This is a genomic window from Aeromicrobium sp. 10G20-16 (assembly GCF_055809665.1).
On the sequence record NZ_CM147919.1, the window covers coordinates 1909156 to 1927140 of the forward strand.

The 17985-nt window shown below is 69.8% G+C and carries 19 protein-coding genes and 1 tRNA gene; 6 read left to right on the plus strand and 14 right to left on the minus strand.

The features are described from left to right. Positions 1–113: 113 nt before the first annotated feature. The 4 genes from AC0L5F_RS09645 to AC0L5F_RS09660 all read right to left on the minus strand — a co-directional run bounded on the left by AC0L5F_RS09645 (position 114) and on the right by AC0L5F_RS09660 (position 3794). Positions 114–203 (minus strand) — tRNA-Ser (locus AC0L5F_RS09645). A gap of 24 nt (positions 204–227) precedes the next feature. Then, entirely contained in the window at positions 228–1598 is a 1371-nt protein-coding gene (locus tag AC0L5F_RS09650) for a DUF2254 domain-containing protein (protein WP_473313119.1), read from the minus strand. 4 nt (positions 1599–1602) lie between these two features. Further along, on the minus strand, positions 1603–3105 hold the full coding sequence (locus AC0L5F_RS09655) for an alanine/glycine:cation symporter family protein (RefSeq protein WP_473313121.1): 1503 nt from the start codon (positions 3103–3105) through the stop codon (positions 1603–1605). 38 nt (positions 3106–3143) lie between these two features. Beyond that, a complete protein-coding gene (locus AC0L5F_RS09660; RefSeq protein WP_473313122.1) occupies positions 3144–3794 on the minus strand; it encodes a TetR/AcrR family transcriptional regulator in 651 nt (216 codons plus the stop codon). Between the two features lie 53 nt (positions 3795–3847). Between AC0L5F_RS09660 and AC0L5F_RS09665 the strand changes: the two genes are divergently transcribed. Beyond that, positions 3848–4714, plus strand: coding sequence for an SDR family oxidoreductase (locus AC0L5F_RS09665; RefSeq protein WP_473313123.1), 867 nt, complete (start codon positions 3848–3850; stop codon positions 4712–4714). A 16-nt stretch (positions 4715–4730) separates the two neighbouring features. On the opposite strand, the gene AC0L5F_RS09670 is transcribed toward AC0L5F_RS09665, so the two are convergent. The 7 genes from AC0L5F_RS09670 to AC0L5F_RS09700 all read right to left on the minus strand — a co-directional run bounded on the left by AC0L5F_RS09670 (position 4731) and on the right by AC0L5F_RS09700 (position 10143). After that, the gene (locus AC0L5F_RS09670) at positions 4731–5339 is read right to left on the minus strand and encodes a CE1759 family FMN reductase (protein WP_473313124.1); all 609 of its coding nucleotides are present in this window, start codon (positions 5337–5339) and stop codon (positions 4731–4733) included. Continuing rightward, entirely contained in the window at positions 5336–6442 is a 1107-nt protein-coding gene (locus tag AC0L5F_RS09675; RefSeq protein WP_473313125.1) for an LLM class flavin-dependent oxidoreductase, read from the minus strand. The genes AC0L5F_RS09670 and AC0L5F_RS09675 overlap by 4 nt, the downstream gene beginning before the upstream one ends. Positions 6443–6575: 133 nt before the next feature. Beyond that, positions 6576–7673, minus strand: a complete 1098-nt coding sequence (locus AC0L5F_RS09680; protein ID WP_473313126.1) for a GNAT family N-acetyltransferase — start codon at positions 7671–7673, stop codon at positions 6576–6578. Between the two features lie 5 nt (positions 7674–7678). Beyond that, positions 7679–8653 (minus strand): MsnO8 family LLM class oxidoreductase, encoded by a 975-nt coding sequence (locus tag AC0L5F_RS09685; protein ID WP_473313127.1) that lies wholly within the window; start codon positions 8651–8653, stop codon positions 7679–7681. Between the two features lie 7 nt (positions 8654–8660). Beyond that, on the minus strand, positions 8661–9227 hold the full coding sequence (locus tag AC0L5F_RS09690) for a GNAT family N-acetyltransferase (protein ID WP_473313128.1): 567 nt from the start codon (positions 9225–9227) through the stop codon (positions 8661–8663). After that, positions 9224–9655: a tRNA adenosine(34) deaminase TadA gene (gene tadA, locus AC0L5F_RS09695; protein ID WP_473316180.1), complete on the minus strand. Its 432-nt coding sequence runs from the start codon at positions 9653–9655 to the stop codon at positions 9224–9226. The genes AC0L5F_RS09690 and tadA overlap by 4 nt, the downstream gene beginning before the upstream one ends. 17 nt (positions 9656–9672) lie before the next feature. Next, on the minus strand, positions 9673–10143 hold the full coding sequence (locus AC0L5F_RS09700) for a tRNA adenosine deaminase-associated protein (protein ID WP_473313130.1): 471 nt from the start codon (positions 10141–10143) through the stop codon (positions 9673–9675). 46 nt (positions 10144–10189) lie between these two features. Here AC0L5F_RS09700 and upp point away from each other — a divergent pair, with 46 nt between their 5' ends. Continuing rightward, positions 10190–10831: a uracil phosphoribosyltransferase gene (gene upp, locus AC0L5F_RS09705; RefSeq protein WP_473313131.1), complete on the plus strand. Its 642-nt coding sequence runs from the start codon at positions 10190–10192 to the stop codon at positions 10829–10831. A gap of 161 nt (positions 10832–10992) precedes the next feature. On the opposite strand, the gene pntB is transcribed toward upp, so the two are convergent. From pntB to AC0L5F_RS09720, 3 genes are all read right to left on the minus strand, one after another. Further along, a complete protein-coding gene (gene pntB / locus AC0L5F_RS09710; RefSeq protein WP_473313132.1) occupies positions 10993–12387 on the minus strand; it encodes a Re/Si-specific NAD(P)(+) transhydrogenase subunit beta in 1395 nt (464 codons plus the stop codon). Next, entirely contained in the window at positions 12384–13931 is a 1548-nt protein-coding gene (locus AC0L5F_RS09715; RefSeq protein WP_473313134.1) for a Re/Si-specific NAD(P)(+) transhydrogenase subunit alpha, read from the minus strand. The genes pntB and AC0L5F_RS09715 overlap by 4 nt, the downstream gene beginning before the upstream one ends. A gap of 81 nt (positions 13932–14012) precedes the next feature. After that, positions 14013–14411 carry a cyclic nucleotide-binding domain-containing protein gene (locus AC0L5F_RS09720; protein WP_473313136.1) on the minus strand — a complete coding sequence of 133 codons (399 nt, stop codon included), beginning with the start codon at positions 14409–14411 and terminating at the stop codon, positions 14013–14015. A gap of 148 nt (positions 14412–14559) precedes the next feature. On the opposite strand from AC0L5F_RS09720, the gene AC0L5F_RS09725 reads away from it, so the two are divergent. The 4 genes from AC0L5F_RS09725 (at position 14560) to AC0L5F_RS09740 (ending at position 17985) form a co-directional block, all read left to right on the plus strand. Further along, positions 14560–15558, plus strand: a complete 999-nt coding sequence (locus tag AC0L5F_RS09725; protein WP_473313137.1) for a hypothetical protein — start codon at positions 14560–14562, stop codon at positions 15556–15558. Between the two features lie 22 nt (positions 15559–15580). Further along, on the plus strand, positions 15581–16096 hold the full coding sequence (locus tag AC0L5F_RS09730) for an adenylate/guanylate cyclase domain-containing protein (RefSeq protein ID WP_473313138.1): 516 nt from the start codon (positions 15581–15583) through the stop codon (positions 16094–16096). Positions 16097–16231: 135 nt separating this feature from the next. Beyond that, entirely contained in the window at positions 16232–17188 is a 957-nt protein-coding gene (locus AC0L5F_RS09735) for an ABC transporter ATP-binding protein (protein WP_473313139.1), read from the plus strand. Next, positions 17185–17985, plus strand: coding sequence for an ABC transporter permease (locus AC0L5F_RS09740; protein WP_473313140.1), 801 nt, complete (start codon positions 17185–17187; stop codon positions 17983–17985). Before AC0L5F_RS09735 ends, AC0L5F_RS09740 begins: the two co-directional genes overlap by 4 nt.

Below are 17985 nucleotides of genomic sequence, written 5' to 3' on the forward strand. Positions count from 1 at the left end.
CGGTCCACGGGCGACCGGTCAACCCGCCGACTTCCTGCCGCGCATTCGCACCGATAGACATGCGAAGACCCCCGATTCTGCGGACATCTCAGCAGGTCTCGGGGGTCTTCATCTGGCGGTGGCGGTGGGATTTGAACCCACGGAAGGGATGAACCTTCACACGATTTCGAATCGTGCTCCTTAGGCCGCTCGGACACGCCACCGCGGGGAACCTTACCGGACGGAGGTCAGGCGCTCGAATCGCGGTGGGCGGCACGGGCGCGACCGGTCTGGTCCCAGCGGCCCTCGAGCGCCTCGTCGACGCTGGCGGCCTCGGCCTGCAACCGCGCCAGGTCCACCTCGTCGTGGTCGGCCGCCTCCACCAACCGTCGAAGCCGCGCCAGCTGCACGCAGACCGCCTCCGTCGAGTGCGGACCCTCGGTCCATGCCACCTCGCGCAACAGCATGAACAGCCGCGACATCACCTGGGGATCCTTCTGCCCGTAAAGCGCCGGCTGCTCGACGGCCAGCGCCAGCAGGTCGGCGAAGACCGGGCGCGACACGATGACCCGCACCGCACCGTCGTTGCCGTCACCGTCGCGCAGGATGCGCGGTCCGAGCGTCACGCCACTGAGGTCGCACAGCAACGACGACATGTAGCCCAGGGCATGCACCGCCGTCGTCGGGTCGTTGATGCCCGGCGACAGCGCCTTGACCGCGACGTCGGCCAGCTGGCGCAGCCCCAGCTCGAGGTCCGACGTGGAGGTGCGCTCGAAGCCGGTGGTGATCCTCGAGCACACCGCTGCGCGCAGGTCGTCCAGCTCGTCGTCGTCCCATGGTCCGCCGCCGGCCCGCCAGACCCAGCCGATCGGGGTGCCGCCGATGATGGAGTCGCCCGGGTTGCGCTCGATGTAGACCACTGCGTCGTGCTCTGTCGCCTGCGCGACCAAGGCCTTCTCGTCCACGTCGACGAGGAAGCCGGTGGAGGTGGCGGTCAGCAGCACCGCGTCGTCGGGCACCAGCTCCTGCGCCGCCTCGGGCGTGAGGCGGTCGCCGCCGGCGAAGCGCGCCGCGATGCCGGCCGACCCCTGGTGGACGCTGCGCAGCATGCTCTCGACGCGAATGGTCTGCGTCAGGTGCGCCAGGAAGAACACCAGCGCGAGCACGCTGACGACGGCCAGCAGGTAGGCGAACGTCACCGAGAACCGCGGGACGAACGCCTCCTCGCCGCCGGTCTCGGTGCGCACCGTGCGCAGCACCGTGAGCGCGAACGTGAAGGTGCCGAGGAAGATCGCCATGGTGCCCTGCACCACGAGGTCACGGGTGAAGGTGCGCAGCAGCCGCGGCGAGAACTGGCTGCTGGCCAGCTGCAGGGTGACGACCGTCAACGAGAACGTCAGCGACGTGACCGTGATCAGCGACCCGGCGATGGCGCTGAGCACCGTGCTCGCCGCGTCGGCCCCGCCACCGAACACCACCGTCGAGACGTTGTCGGAGATCCTCAGGTCGATCTTCGGCAGCACCAGCCCGAGCACGAGCGCAGTGACCACGCCCAGCGTGGGGATGGGCCACAGGTTGGTGCGGAACGCGTCCCGCAGACGAGCCGAGGTGAGGCTCACCCGGTCAGCTCTTCTGCTCGGCCTTCAGCACCAGACGGCCCTCGCGGCGGTCCTCCCAGTACTCGTCCAGCTCCTTCTTGACCACCGGGAACAGCAGGTACAGACCGAGGATGTTGATGAAGGCGCACGTGAACAGCATGGCGTCCGCGAGGTTCACGACGTCGCTGAGGGCGACCACGGACCCGAACACGGTGAACAGGCAGAAGATCACCTGGAAGAGGCGCTCGGTGAACGCCGAGCGACCGAACACCGAGGTGAACGCCTTCTGCGTGTAGTACGACCACGTGATCAGCGTCGAGAACGCGAAGAGCGCGACCGCGACGGCCAGCACGTACGGGAACCACGACACGACGCTCTCGAACGCGTCCGACGTGAGCACGACACCGTCCGGGTTGGGGGTGTCGCCCGCCGCGGCCTGGGCACGGGCGTTCAGCCACGACTCGGGCTTGGCGATGACGATGGTCAACGCCGTCATGGTGCAGATGACGACGGTGTCGACGAACGGCTCGAGCATGGCGACGAAGCCCTCGGTGACCGGACGCCGGGTCTTGACCGCGGAGTGGGCGATGGGCGCCGAGCCGACGCCGGCCTCGTTGGAGAACGCCGCTCGCTGGAAGCCGATGATCAGCACGCCGACCACACCGCCCGTGACGCCGTCGGGCGAGAACGCGCCACTGATGATGTCGCCGAACGCGCCCGGGATGGAGGTGAAGTTGCCGAGGATGACGACCAGGCAGGCGGTCACGTAGATGATCGCCATGGCCGGCACGAGGCTGGCCGTGACCCGGCCGATGGACTTCATGCCGCCGATGATGACCAGCCCGACCAGCAGGGCGAGCACGATGCCGAAGCCGAGCGCGGCGCCGCCGCCGGCGAGCCAGCCGTCGTCGCCACCGGTGACGTTCTTGGCCTGCGCGTAGGTCTGGTTGGCCTGGAACATGTTGCCGCCGACCGCACCGAAGAAGAAGATCGCGACGGCGAACACCGACGTCAGTGCGGTGGCCACACCCGTGCCGAAGCGAGCGAACGCGATGGGCAGGTACTTGAACGGGCCGCCACTGACGGTGCCGTCCTCGTGCTCCTCGCGATACTTCACGCCGAGCGTGCACTCGACGAACTTGGTGCACATGCCCAGCAGTCCGGCGAGGATCATCCAGAACGTGGCACCGGCACCGCCGAGCGACAGCGCCACCGCCACGCCGGCGATGTTGCCGAGGCCCACCGTGCCGGACACGGCCGACGTCAGGGCCTGGAAGTGCGAGACCTCGCCGGGGTCGTCGTCGCTGCCGTACTTGCCCCTCACGAGCTCGATCGCGTGCCGCACGCCCCACACCTGCGGGCCGCGGAACGCGATGGTGAAGATCGCTGCTGCCAGCACCAGCCAGCCGACGATGATCGGGAAGGTGACACCCCCGATCGTCACCGTGAAGAAGATGACCGACGAGACCGCATCGGAGATCGGAGCGAAGAAGCCGTCGATGGCTTCCTGGATGCTGGAGGTGTCCATGCAGACCCACCCCACCGCACCCGGGCCGATTCGGCAAGTTACCGACGGGTTGTCGCGCCCTCGCCACGGCGCCGGGCCACGTCCCCGTCCGTCGTCAACAGGCTCCACAGGGCGTTGATCGCCCGGCTGACATCCTGCGGATCAACCGCCCGGTCACGCTCCAGTACCCAGCGATCGAGCGACTCCAGCAGGGCGACCAGCCACGACCTCAGCAGCTCGGCCGGCAGGTCGGCACGCACGACTCCCAGGCGTCGACCCGTCTGCAGCGCCTCGTCGATCCAGGCATGGACCGCGGCGCGTACCCTCGTGATCTCGCGGTCGTCATCGAGGTCGGCGGCCCCGTGGAAGATCCGCCCGAGCTCGGTCAGCTCGGGGCGCTCGGCCGCGACCTGCCTCAGTCGGCCCGCGGCTGCGAGCAGCTCGGACCGGAACGTGTCGGCATCCAGCACGTCGAGTGCTGGGGGCCGAACGATCTCCAGCACGTCTGCCGCGAGCCCCGTCACCACCCAGTCGTGCAGGGCGCCCCGGTCATCGAAGTAGTGGTAGAAGGAGCTCTTCGCGAGCCCTGCGTCGCGCAGGATGCGGTTCAACGACGCCCCCTCGTACCCGTCACGGGCAAACGCAGCGGCCGCCGACGCACGCAGGCGATCGGCGCGATCCGGCGCGAGCGGTCGGGGTGGACGGGCCATGCGGACCATCCTAGACTGATTCGTGGACCAGTCGGTACAGGAAAGGGCGTCCCATGTCGCAGCTCGTCACGCTCGCCGGCGCCACCGGGTACGTCGGCCGTCACGTCGCCGCCGCCCTGCACGCACGCGGGTGGCGCGTTCGCGCCCTGGTCAGGTCGCGGGGCGCGGCGCAGCGCCCGGGATCCTTCGGCGCGCCGTCGCTCGCGGGGACGGTGAGCGAGTGGGTCGAGGTCGACTACGCGGACCCGTCCACCATCAGCGGCGTCAGCCGCGGCGTCGACCACGTCGTCTCGGCGCTCGGCGTCACCCGGCAGAAGGCCGATCCCTGGGACGTCGACTTCATCGGAAACCTGCAGCTGCTGCGCGACGCCGAGAGCGAGGGCGTGTCGACGTTCCAGTACGTCAACGTGCTGCACGTCGAGCACGGCACGTCGAGCACCCTGCGCGCGAAGCATGCGTTCGTCGAGGTCCTGCGGCGCAGCCGGGTCGCCGCCCAGGTCGTCAACCCGTCCGGCTACTTCTCCGACATGACCGAGATCTTGTCGATGGCCGAGCACGGGCTGGGCGTCACGCTCGGCCGCGGCGCCAACCGGATCAACCCGATCCACGGCGCCGATCTCGCCGACTTCTTGGCCGAACAACTCGCTGGCCCCTCGGGGGAGTGGGACGTGGGCGGGCCCGATGTGTTCACGATGGAGGAGGTCGAGCGCTTGGCGTTCTCGGTCGTGGAGCGGCGACCCCGCGTGCTGCACGTGCCACCTGCGGCGGCCCGGCCCGCGCGGTGGCTCGCCGACCGCGCCGGCCCGCGCGCCGGCAACCTGGTCCGGTTCTTCACCGAGTCGATGACCGCCGACGCGGTCGGCGAGCCGATCGGGACCCGGCGTCTCGAGGACCACTGGCGCGCGCTGCGTTCGGCGTAGCGACCAGCAGCGAACGTCAGGTGCCTCGCGGCGGGTCCGAGATGCTCAGCATGGTCTCGCTGAACAGGTCGATCGAGTCGTCGGCGGAGCGTCCGGTGCCGGCGCCTCCGAGCACGCTGGTCAGCTCGGCGACTGCACGCGCGATGCGCTGGTTGAGCGCATTCGCACCCTCGCTGCCCCAGTCGTGCGGCGACGCGAACACGCCCGTGGGCATCACGAACGCCTGCAGGTACGCGAACACCGGACGCATGGCGTGGTCGACCACCAGGGAGTGCCGCGCCGTGCCACCGGTGGCGCCCAGCAGGACCGGCTTGCCGATCAACGCGTCCTGGTCGAGCGCGTCGATGAACGACTTGAACAGCCCCGAGAAGGACCCCTGGTAGGTGGGGGTCACGAAGACCACGGCATCGGCGGCGGCCACCTGGTCGAGCACGTTCTGCAGCCGCGGTGCCGCGAAGCCGACCACGTTGGCCTCGGCGATCTGCTGTGCCAGCTCGCGCAGCGTGACCACCTCGAACGAACCCGACGGATCGGCCGCCGTGATCGCCTCACCGATGCGCTGGGCCAGCATCGTCGTCGACGACGACTCGCTGAGTCCGGCCGACACGGCGACGACGCGGCTCATGCCTGCACCGCCTCGGCCTCACGTGCCCGCTTGGCAGCAACCCGGTTGGCGTGCGTGGGTGCGTCGGGCACACCGGCCGGCCGCCGCGCGTCGAACTCGGCCCGCAGGGTCGGCAGGATCTCGCCGAGCAGGTCCAGCTGCTCCAGCACCGTCTTGAGCGGCAGCCCCGCGTGGTCCACGAGGAACATCTGGCGCTGGTAGTCGCCGAAGTAGTCCGCGAAGGACAGCGTCTTCTCGATGACCTCCTGCGGGCTGCCGACGGTCAGCGGGGTCTGCGCCTGGAAGTCCTCGAGGCTGGGTCCGTGGCCGTAGACCGGAGCATTGTCGAAGTACGGGCGGAACTCGTTGATCGCGTCCTGGCTGTTCTTGCGCATGAAGAACTGGCCGCCGAGTCCGACGATCGCCTGTTCCGGCGTGCCGTGACCGTAGTGCTCGTAGCGCTGCCGGTAGAAGTTGATCAGCCGGATGTAGTGCTCCTTGGGCCAGAAGATGTTGTTCGCGAAGTAGCCGTCTCCGTAGTAGGCGGCGATCTCGGCGACCTCGGGCGTGCGGATCGAGCCGTGCCACACGAACGGCGCGACGCCGTCGAGCGGACGCGGGATCGCCGTGAACCCCTGCAGCGGCGTGCGCAGCTTGCCCTCCCAGTCGACGACGTCCTCGTCCCAGAGGCGGCGCAGCAGCTGGTAGTTCTCGATCGTCAGCTCCACGCCCTGGCGCGGATCCTTGCCGAACCACGGGTACACCTGCACCGTGTTGCCGCGCCCGAGCACGAGGTCCGCGCGACCTCCGGACAGGTGCTGGAGCGTGGCGTAGTCCTCGGCGATCTTGACCGGGTCGTTGGTGGTGATGTGCGCGATCGAGGTCGACAAGATGAGCCGCTCGGTCTGCGCCGCGATGTAGGCGTGCAGCGTGCTGATCGACGGCGACACGAAGCCGGTGTCGTGGTGCTCGCCGATGGCGAAGACGTCGCCGCCGATGTCCTCGACCTTCTTGGCGATCTGCACCAGCGCCTTGAGCTTCTCGTGCTCGGTGGGGATCGAGCCGTCGGTCGGGTCGACGGTCAGGTCGCCGACGCTGAAGATGCCGAACTGCATCGTGCTCATGGAGTGCTCCTTCGCCTCGGCCGGCGGATGCCCGCCCGCATTGTTGAATGTTCAACCAATCTAGCGGATGCGTTGTTCCGTGGTCACTGCAGGTGCCGCTGACCTCTCCTGGTCAACGAGGCGGCGCCGACGATCATTCCGGCGCGTCGGCCGCAGCGTCCGCTGGCCGAGCCAGCCACGTGCCCTCGTACCCGACCGGCCGGAAGCCCAGCTGCTCGTTGATGTCGAGCATCGGACGGTTCTGCTCGACGTTGTAGGTGACCACCTGCTCGACGTGGGGATGGCGGTTCACCATCTCCTGGGCGGCGGTGGCCTTGACCAGCGCGCCGAGCCGCCGACCGCGGTGCTCGGCCAGCACGAGGGTGTCCTCCTGCACGGCCACGACGGCGTCGGCCGACACCAGCACCTCGGTCATGGCGACCAGCCGACCTGTCGCGACGCTCTCGGCCACGACCGTCACGGCGTGATGGCCGGCGTCGAGGGCACGCAGGTCGTGAGCCGCCACCCGCTCGGCGTCCCACGGGTCGACGCGCGCTCCGACGCCGCCCATCGGCGCGTCCGTGCTCATGCGCGTGCGCAGCACCGCCAGGTCATCGAGCCACGGGCGCGGTGTCGGCCCGTGCCAGGTGTGCAGCAGGTAGTCGGCACCGGCCACCGCTGCGGCGGAGTCACGCAGCGGCGCGAGCCGAGCGACGAGGCCGTCGGTCGACAGCATGCTGATCCGGTTGACGAGCTCGAGCGCGAAGCCGCGCGTCGTCAGGAACCGCGCGCCCGGGTCGTCGGCCGGCACGTCGCCGAACCCGGTGGGCGGTGCGATCCGGTCTCCGCCGGCCCGGGTCGTGTGCGGGGTGTTGACCAGCAGCCGCGAACAGCCGGCGTCACGCGCCGCGGCGATCGCGGCGTCGAAGAGCGCCGCGCCGATCCCGGCTCGTCGGGCGTGCGGCAGCACGTCGGCCGCCACGTAGGCGCCGGCGTCGAGATCGTGGACGCGCACGGTGGCCATGCCTCGCCCGACCGGCACACCGTCGAGTCGCGCCAGCAACAGGATCCGCCTGCGGTTGGGGTTGTCGGCGAACTCCGGACGAAGCGCACGTGCCGACGGCGACAGCAGGTCGGTGCCGAGGGTGTGCGCCTCGACCGCGTTGCGCACCTCCACGTACTCCAGGAACGTCGCTGCGTCCGGCGCGTCGACCGAGTCGGGGACGACGACGGTCTCGATCGTGGCGTTCACGCGCCTCAGGCTACGAGATCGCGCAATGCGGCATCGGAGGCGAACAACGCCTCGCGGTCGTGCGTCGACGTGGAGGCGAGCAGCTCGTCGGCGCCGGTGCGGAGCTGCAGCTCGTCGAGCATGCCGCGCACCGTCGTCGTCGAGCCCACGACGGCCTGGTCGAGCGACGCCTCGACCCGCGTGCGCACCTGGTCGGTCCAGCGCTGGGCGCGGATCGCGTCGACCGACTCCAGCGCCGGGAACTCGCCGGTCTGGCGTGACCGCGCCATGGCCCAGGCCTCCGGCAGCGCGAGCTCGCGGGCAGCGGCATCGGTGGCGGCGATCGTCACGTCGAGCGAGATCGTCACGTGCGGGTCTGCGGCCTGCTTGCTGGGCCGGAAGTCGCGCCGGTAGGCGGCCAATGCCTCCGCGCCGTCGGCCGACCACAGCATCGGCCCGCCGACCACCACCGGGAGACCGAGCCGGGCAGCGATCTGGACGCCACTCCCGGTCGCGATCAGAGACATCGGCACCGGCCCGGCGCTGGGTACCGGGTGCGCCGTCACGTCACTCGAACCGTCGAGCAGGTCGCGCAGCTCCTCGAGGTCGGACTCGAACGAGTCGGCCGCGTCGAGGTCGTGGCGCAGGGCGGCGCGCACGGGTGCGGTGAAGCCGATCGAGCGGCCGAGCCCCAGGTCGACACGCCCCGGGTGCAGCGCCTCGAGCATCAGGAACTGCTCGGCCACGACGAGCGGCTGGTGGTTGGGCAGCATGACGCCGCCCGACCCGAGCCGGATGCGTTCGGTGGCGGCGCCGATCGCTGCGAGGAGCACCGCGGGTGCGCCGCTCGCGATGCCGGGGACGCCGTGGTGCTCGGCGACCCAGAACCGCTCGTAGCCCAACGCCTCGGCGTGGACCGCACGCTCGACCGATCCGGTGAGCCCCTCGGCCTCGGGCCGGCCCGCACGGGTGCGCGACCGGTCGAGCAGCGAGAGCCTCATGCCGGGTTCAACGGCCCGACGGCGACGGATCTTCCCCGCGCCATCGGTCGCGGCGCAGCACGTGGTGCAGCGGCGGGTCGATCGGGTTGTCCGGCTCGGCATCGCCTGAACCCACGATGCGGAACCCGGCCTTCTCCAGGGCACGCCACGAGCGGCGGTGCGCCGCGACGACGGCCACGAGCAGGTACGGGACGTCCGGGTCCTCGAAGGTCGAACGGGCCACGGCGTCGATCATCTGCGGGCCGAGTCCGTGGCCGCGGTCGTCGGGCGCGCCGACGAGGTAGTCCAGCGACGTCGCGCCCGGCGCCACCGGGCCGGCGATGCGGGTGAAGATCTCCAGATCCTCCGGATACGCACCCACCCGGGCGCGCTGCACCAGCCCGACCGGTCGACCGTCCAGCTCGGCGATCAGGTCCTCTCCGGGTTCTTGGCCGTCGACGCCCGGCCCGAAGTCACGCTCCACGCCGGCCGGCGACGGGTCCTGGTTCCACCACCGGCGCACCTCGGGGTCGGCGAGCCACTGACCGACCAGCTCGAAGTCGTCGCGGGTCAGGGAGCGGAAGCTCCAGGTCACCGGTGGCCCTCGAAGAAGGTGCGCAGCAGGGCTGAGCTCTCGTCGGCCAGCACCTGGCCGACCACCTCGGGGCGGTGGTTGAGTCGGCGGTCGCGCACGACGTCCCACAACGAGCCGACCGCCCCGGCCTTGTCGTCGAAGGCGCCGAACACCAGGCGCTCCAGACGCGAGGCCACGATCGCACCGGCGCACATCGTGCACGGTTCCAGCGTGACCACCAGGGTGCAACCCTCGAGCCGCCACTCGCCGCGGGCAGCCGCTGCTTCACGGATGGCGACGACCTCGGCATGGCCGGTGGGGTCGCCGTCGCGCTCGCGGGTGTTGCGGCCGCGACCGATCACCGTGCCCTCGGCATCGAGCACGACCGCGCCCACGGGCACGTCGTCGTCGGCCAGCGCGTCGTGCGCCAGCGCCAGGGCTTCGCGCATCGGCACCTGCCAGTCGGTCAATCCAGCAGCTCTTCCAGCTCGTCGGCGAAGCCAAGGCGTTCGGCCAGATCCAGCAGCATGTCCTCGGCCGAGGCGTCGTCACCGTCGTCGCACACGTCGGCGAGGTCGGTGGCGGTGACACCCAGGTCGGCGAGCAGGTCCAGGTCGCCGCCGGGCTGTGGGTCCTCGTCGTCGTCGATCTCGGCCAGGTCCATCACGTCGGCGGCGTCGGCGGCCAGATCGGACTCCTGGACGGCGGTCACGTCGGACAGCACCAGCCGCATGCCGGTGGAGTCACGCCGTGCCAGCACGAAGAAGTCGTCGTTGACGGACACCATCGCAAGCACCCCGGCGTCGGCGCGGAAGCGGGCCAGCGCCTCGCCGAGCTCTTCCAGGTCGTAGCCGAGCGAGGCCTTCATCTCGGCGACATGCCACTCGTCGCCCGTGCGGTATGCCGCCACCGCGAAATCGACCTCGTCGTCCGCCATGCACTGATCGTGACAGACCCCGCCGCGACGCCGCTAGTCTCGTCCCATGCAGGTTCACGTCGCCGACCACCCGCTCATCTCCCACAAGCTGACGCTCTTGCGCGACGAGACCACCGATTCGCCGACCTTCCGACGCCTCGCCGACGAGCTGGTGACGCTGCTGGCCTACGAGGCCACCCGCGACGTGCGGGTGGTGCCGGTCGACGTGACGACGCCGGTCGCCACGACCCAGGGAGTGCGACTGTCGCAGCCCCGTCCGCTCGTGGTGCCGATCCTGCGCGCCGGTCTCGGCATGCTCGAGGGCATGCAGCGGCTGATCCCCACCGCCGAGGTGGGCTTCCTCGGCATGGTGCGCAACGAGGAGACGCTCGAGGCGGTCACCTACGCCGAGCGCCTGCCCGACGACCTCACCGGCCGCCAGTGCTACGTCCTGGACCCGATGCTCGCCACCGGCGGGTCGCTGGCCGCCGCCATCGACTTCTTGGTGCAACGCGGCGCCGACCACATCACGGCCATCACCCTGCTCGCGGCGCCCGAGGGCGTGGCGCGCCTCGAGGCGGACCTGGCGTCGGTCTCCGCACCCGTGACACTCGTGACGGCCGGGCTGGACGAGAAGCTCAACCAGCTCGGCTACATCGTCCCGGGCCTCGGCGACGCCGGCGACCGCCTCTACGGCGTCGTCGACTGACCGCCAGCCCGCTGACGAGTCACGCAGGTCCGCTGACGAGTCACGCACGGCGACCGACGAGTCACTCAAGTGCGCCGGCGTGACTCCTCACGTGCGCTGGGTGACTCCTCACGCAACCTCCGTGACTCGTCAGCGGACCTGCGTGACTCGTCAGCGGATGGCTAGAGCGCGCGAATGATCTCCTCGACCTTGTCCTTCGCGTCGCCGAAGAGCATCTGGGTGTTGTCGCGGAAGAACAACGGGTTCTGCACACCGGCGTAGCCCGCGGCCATCGACCGCTTGAACACGATGACGTCGTGGGCCTCCCACACGTGCAGCACCGGCATGCCCGCGATGGGGCTGCCCGGGTCCTCGGCCGCCGACGGGTTGACGGTGTCGTTGGCGCCGATGACCAGCACGACGGACGTCTCCGCGAAGTCGTCGTTGATCTCGTCCATCTCGAGCACGATGTCGTAGGGCACCTTGGCCTCGGCCAGCAGGACGTTCATGTGGCCGGGCAGCCGTCCGGCGACCGGGTGGATGCCGAAGCGCACCTCGACGTCGCGGTCACGCAGCTTGCGGACCAGATCGGCCACCGGGTACTGCGCCTGCGCCACGGCCATGCCGTAGCCGGGCGTGATGATGACCGACGACGCGTTCTTCAGCAGCTCGGCGGTGTCCTCGGCACTGATCTCACGATGCTCGCCGTAGTCGGTGTCGTCGGCGGGTCCGGCCTCGATGCCGAAGCCACCGGCGATCACCGAGATGAACGAGCGGTTCATCGCCTGGCACATGATGTACGACAGGTACGCGCCGGACGAGCCGACCAGGGCGCCGGTGACGATCAGGGCATCGTTGTCGAGCAGGAAGCCCGACGCCGCGGCAGCCCAGCCCGAGTAGCTGTTCAGCATCGACACGACGACGGGCATGTCGCCGCCGCCGATGGACGCGACCAGGTGCCAGCCGAGCGCCAGCGCGACCACGGTGACCGCGATCAGCAGCCCGAGGCTGGGGGTGATGACGAACCAGATGGTCAGCGCCACGAACAACGCCAGCGCACCGAGGTTGATGTAGTTCTTGCCCGGCAGCATCAGCGGGCTGGACTTGATGCGCGCCGACAGCTTGAGGAAGGCCACGATCGAACCGGTGAAGGTGACCGCGCCGATGAAGACGCCGACGAAGACCTCGGCGTTGTGGATGTTCTCCAGCGACTGCTGCGCGAACGCCTTGTGCTCCAGGTAGCCGTTCCAGCCCACCAGCACCGCGGCGAGACCGACGAACGAGTGCAGCAGGGCGATCAGCTCGGGCATGCCGGTCATCTCGACCACCCGGGCGCGCCACAGGCCGATCGAGCCGCCGATCACCACGGCGACGATCAGCAGCACCACGGCGGTGGCGTCGGCGACATCGGCGACGGCGATGAACGTGGCCAGCAGCGCGATGGTCATGCCGGCGATGCCGAACACGATGCCGTTGCGCGCCGTCTCGTGCTTGGACAGACCGGCGAGGCTCAGGATGAACAGCAGGGACGCGACGATGTAGGCCGCGACGGCGATGCTCTGTGAATCCACGTTCATCCCTCCTTCGAGAACATGCTGAGCATGCGCCGGGTCACGGCGAATCCGCCGAAGACGTTGATGGAGGCCAGCAGGATCGCGATGAAGGCGAGCACGCGGATGACTCCGGAGTTGTCGACGTCACCGACCTCGCCGATCTGCACCATGGCGCCGACGACGATGATGCCGCTGATGGCGTTGGTGACCGACATCAGTGGCGTGTGCAGCGCGTGGTGCACCTTGCCGATGACGTAGTAGCCGATGACGATCGCGAGCACGAGCACCGTGAAGTGCTCGGGCAGCGGCTCGGGGGCGAACGCGTTGACCAGGAACAGCGCGAGGATGCCGGTGCCGATCAGGGCCCAGCGGTGCCAGGCCGGCGCGGGCTCCTTGGGTGGTTCGGGCTCCTTGGGCGGCGCCGGGGCGGCGGCCGGCGCGGCCGACACGCTCACCGGGGGCGGCGGCCAGGTGGTCTCGCCCTGCGAGACCACGGTGATGGTGCGCTGCACGACGTCGTCGAAGTCCAGAACCAGCTGGCCGTCCTTCTCCGGCGTCAGCAGCTTGAGCAGGTTGACCAGGTTGGTGCCGTACAGCTGCGACGCCTGCGTGGGCAGGCGGCCGGCGAGGTCGGTGTAGCCGAGGATGGTCACGCCGTTGTCGGTGACGATCTTCTCGCCCGCCACCGAGCCGACCACGTTGCCGCCGTTGGCCGCGGCCATGTCGACGATGACGCTGCCGGGCTTCATGGCGGCGACGTCGGCCTCGGTGATCAGCACCGGGGCGGCGCGGCCAGGGATCAGGGCGGTGGTGACGATGATGTCGACCTCGGCTGCCTGCTCGGAGTAGATCTCGGCGGCACGACGGTCGTACTCCTCGCTGGTGGCCTTGGCGTACCCGTCGGTGGACTGCTCGGTCTCGACCTCGACGGGCAGGTACTCGCCGCCCAGCGAGGCGACCTGGTCGGCCACCTCGGCACGCGGGTCGGTGGCGCGCACGATGGCGCCGAGGCTGTTGGCGGTGCCGATGGCGGCCAGGCCCGCGACGCCGACACCGGCGACCAGCACCGTGGCGGGTGGCACCTTGCCGGCGGCGGTGATCTGACCGGTGAAGAAGCGGCCGAACTCGTTGGCCGCCTCGATGACGGCGCGGTATCCGGCGATGTTGGCCATCGACGACAGCACGTCCATGGACTGGGCGCGCGAGATGCGGGGGACGGCATCCATCGCGAGGACCGTCAGGTTGCGCTGGGAGAGTTCGGCCAGCAGGGCCTCGTTCTGGGCCGGAGCGATGATGCTGATCACCGTGGCGCCGTCGAGGAGGCGGGCGATCTCGTCCGAGGTGGGCGCGTTGACCTTGAGCACGATGTCGGTCTGCCAGGCGTCGTCACCGCTGCCGACGGTGGCACCGGAGGCCGCGAAGGCCTCGTCGGTGAAGCTCGACAGCTCACCCGCACCGGACTCGACGACCACCTCGTAACCGAGCTTGATCAGCTGCTCCACCGTGGCCGGCGTGGCAGCGACGCGCGTCTCCCCGGCCAACGACTCCCGTACGACACCGATGTTCATCTGGTGCACGTTATCTGTTCGTCACATACAGCGACCACCCCGTGAGACGTGTGTCTCACCGGGCGGTCGGAGCGCGGTTCGCTACTTCTGGCGCAGGTCGGCGCCCTCGGCCAGGGACGCGGCGAAGTCCGGGTTGTCGTCGGCGATCTTCTGCAGACTGGCGGCGTCGAGCCGCAGCACGGTGATGGGGGAGACGGCGACGACCGACGCCGTGCGCAACGAGTGCTCGAGCAGGCCGACCTCTCCGAAGATCTGGCCCGGCGGCAGGGTGGCGACCGGCTCGCCGGCCTTGCGCACCTCGACCTCGCCCGCCAGCAGCACGTAGGCCATGTCGGCTGGGGTGTTCTCGGCCATGACCGACCAACGCTCGGGGATGTTGACCTTGGCACCGGACAGGGCCATCGCCGAGATCACGTCGTCGCTGAAGTCGGTGACGGCCTTGAGTGCATCGACGGTCTCGCGATCGGGCTTGCGCGCCATGGGTGGTTCCTTTCGGGGGTGCAACTGGGAGTCAGGTTGCCAGTACAGCGTCCCGGCACCGTACGACACCTGTCAATCGCCTGCACGCGATCCGCCGCCGCTTCGTGGGACCATGTGGCGTGCTCACCACGCCGGAACGCCAGCCTCGATGAACCGCACGGTCCGCCGCGCGCAGGCGCGTCTGCTGGGCCCGGAGGGTCAGGAGGTGCGCGTGCTGCGCCGCCGCATCCAGGTGCTGCTGACGGTGCTGCTGGTGTTCACGAACGTCATCGGCGCGATCGTGGTGGCGTCGTTGAACTATCTCGTCATCCCCGGGGGTGGCCCGTCGGACGAGTTCCTCGGCGCCATGGTGTTCGCCGTGCCGCTGTACGTCGTCGCCGCCGTCGTCTTCGGTGCCGTCACGATCACCAAGCTGACCCTCAACGAGCTGTCCTGGGCGCTCAGCGACCAGTCGCCGACCAGGCAGCAGAGCATCAGCGCCCTCAAGCTGCCGTGGCGCATCACCGTCATGCAGCTCGTGCTCTGGATGGTGGCTACCGCCGTGTTCACCACCATCGCGGCGATCCTGCAGCCCGGAGCGGCGCTGCCGACGTTCTTCAGCGTCGCCATCGCGGGCATCGTCGTCAGCGCCATCGCGTACCTGTTCACCGAGTACGTCCTGCGCCCCGTCGCGGCCCGGGCCCTTGCCGACCAGCGCGACGCCGCTTTCACCAGCGCCGGCGTCAGGCGGCGCATGGTGGTGTTCTGGTTCCTCGGCACCGCGGCGCCCACGCTCGGCCTGATCGTGGCCGGGTTCGTCGTCCTGACCCGTCCCGATGACGTGCAGCTCGACCAGTTCGCCTACGCGGTCCTGAGCCTCTCGGCCGTGGTGCTCGTCTTCGGTCTCATGGTGACGCTGCTCAACGCAGGAGCAGTCGTCACGCCGCTCGACGCCGTGCGCGACGCCCTCACCAAGGTGCGCGACGGCGACTTCCAGACCCGCATCGTGGTCAACGACGCCACCGAGCTGCGGCCAGCTGCAGGCCGGCTTCAACGACATGGCGGAGGGGCTGGCCGAGCGCGAGCGCATCCGCGACCTGTTCGGGCGTCATGTCGGCGAGTCGGTCGCCAAGGCCGCCACCGACAGCGAGGTCGCCCTCGGGGGTGAGACGAGGGTGGTCTCGGTCCTGATGATCGACATCATCGGCTCGACGACGTTCGCCACCGACCGTGCGCCGTCGGAGGTCGTCGACATGCTGAACCGGTTCTTCACCGTCATCGTCGAGGAGGTCGACCGCCACGACGGACTGGTCAACAAGTTCATGGGCGACGCGGTGCTCGCGATCTTCGGCACCCCCAAGCACATCGACGACCACGCCGGTGCTGCCTTGGCCGCGGCCCGCGCCATCGCCGACCGGATGGTCACCGAGGTGCCCGAGGTCGGCGCCGGCATCGGCGTCTCCACCGGGGAGGCGGTGGCCGGCAACGTGGGGGCCCGGTCCCGCTTCGAGTTCACCGTCATCGGCGACGCCGTCAACGCGGCGGCTCGACTCACCGAGCTCGCCAAGGACGTCCCGGGCCACGTGCTCGTCTCCCGCCGCAGCGTGAGCGAGGCGCCCGCGGACGAACAAGGCCATTGGACCGACCACGGCAGCGAGGTCCTGCGTGGGCGCCACGACTCCACGGACCTGTCCATCCGCGCCTGACACCCCCTCGAGTGGCGCATTCTGTCCCGCGACTGGCGCAGAATGGTCAGTTTCGACGGTCAATAACGGCCAGACTGCGCCACTCGGCGGGACTGGCTTGACCTTGACGCAGCGTCATGGTTTCACCATGAGCCCATGACATCCACGACATTGGCGATCGAGATCGCCGGACTCACCAAGTCCTACGGCGATCACGCCGTGCTCGACGGCATCGACCTGGCCGTTCCCGAGGGCACCGTCCACGGCCTGCTCGGCCCCAACGGAGCCGGCAAGACGACCCTCGTCAACATCTGCTCCACGCTGCTGGCACCCGACCGCGGCGACATCCGGGTCGGCGGCTTCGACGTGCGTCGCGAGTCTGCGGGCGTGCGCGCCGCCATCGGCGTCACCGGGCAGTTCTCCGCGATCGACGAGCTCCTCACCGGCCGCGAGAACCTGCGTCTGATGGCCGACCTGGCACACCTCGATCGGCCTGCCGCACGGCGGACGGCCGACGACATGCTGGAACGGTTCGACCTCGTCGACGCAGCCGACCGACGGGCCCAGACCTACTCCGGAGGCATGAAGCGACGACTGGACCTGGCGATGACGCTGGTCGCCCGGCCGCGGCTGATCTTCCTCGACGAGCCCACGACCGGCCTCGACCCCAGGAGCCGACGCGACCTGTGGACGATCGTGCGCGAGCAGGTCGCCGACGGGGTGACGGTGCTGCTCACCACCCAGTACCTCGACGAGGCCGACCAGCTGGCCGACCGCATCGGTGTCCTCGACCGTGGCCGGCTGGTGGCCGAGGGCACACCCTCCGAGCTGAAACGGCAGGTTCCGGGCGGGCGGGTGTCGGTCCAGTTCACCGACCCGGAGCGCCTTGCCGCCGCGGCAGCATCGCGCCCGGGTGCCGTCACCGACGACGACCAGCTGACGCTGCACCTGCCCCACGACGGCAGCGTCGCCGATCTGCGACGTCTGCTCGACGGTCTGGACGACGTCGCCGTGGGCGGCGTCTCCGTCGAGACCGCCGATCTCGACGACGTCTTCCTGGCACTCACCGGTCACGCGGCCCAGGGGCCCAGCACGGCGGAGGTCCCCGCATGAGCACCCGCCACACCGTGAGCGACTCGGCCACGATGCTGCGCCGCAACCTGCTGCACATTCGCCGGTACCCGTCGCTGTCGATCCTGCTGGTCGCCCAGCCGATCATCTTCCTGCTGCTGTTCGTGTACGTGTTCGGCGCGACGATGGGTGCCGGGCTGCCCGGGCGACCCGGCGGCGGCCGCAGCGACTACCTGGAGTTCATCGTTCCGGGCGTCCTGATCCAGACCGTCGCGAGCGTCGCGCTCGGCACCGCGATCGCGACCGCGACGGACATGACCACCGGCATCATCGCGCGGTTCCGCACGATGGACATCGCGCGAGCGTCGGTGCTGACCGGACACGTGCTCGGAGCGGTCATCAAGACCACCTTCGCCGTCGTGGTCGTCACGGCCGTCGCGTTCCTGCTCGGTTTCCGCTCCGACGCCGGAGTGCTGAGCTGGATCGGCGCGATCGGACTGCTGGTCCTCATCGCGTTCTCCCTCACCTGGTTGACCGTCGGGATGGGGCTCGCCGCCGACAGCGTGGAGACCGCCAGCAACACGCCGATGTTCCTGGTCCTGCTGCCCTTCGTCAGCAGCGGCTTCGTGCCGACCGACGCGATGCCGGTCGGTCTGCGTCAGTTCGCCGAGCACCAGCCGTTCACACCGATGATCAACAGCCTGCGGTCGCTGGTCACGGGAGCTTCCGACGGGCTCGGACGTGTGGCTGGCGCTCGGGTGGTGCGCGGTGATCTCGGTGGTCGGTCTCCTCTGGTCGCGCAGGCTGTTCCTCCGCGTGCCCGCCACGTAGGAGACTGA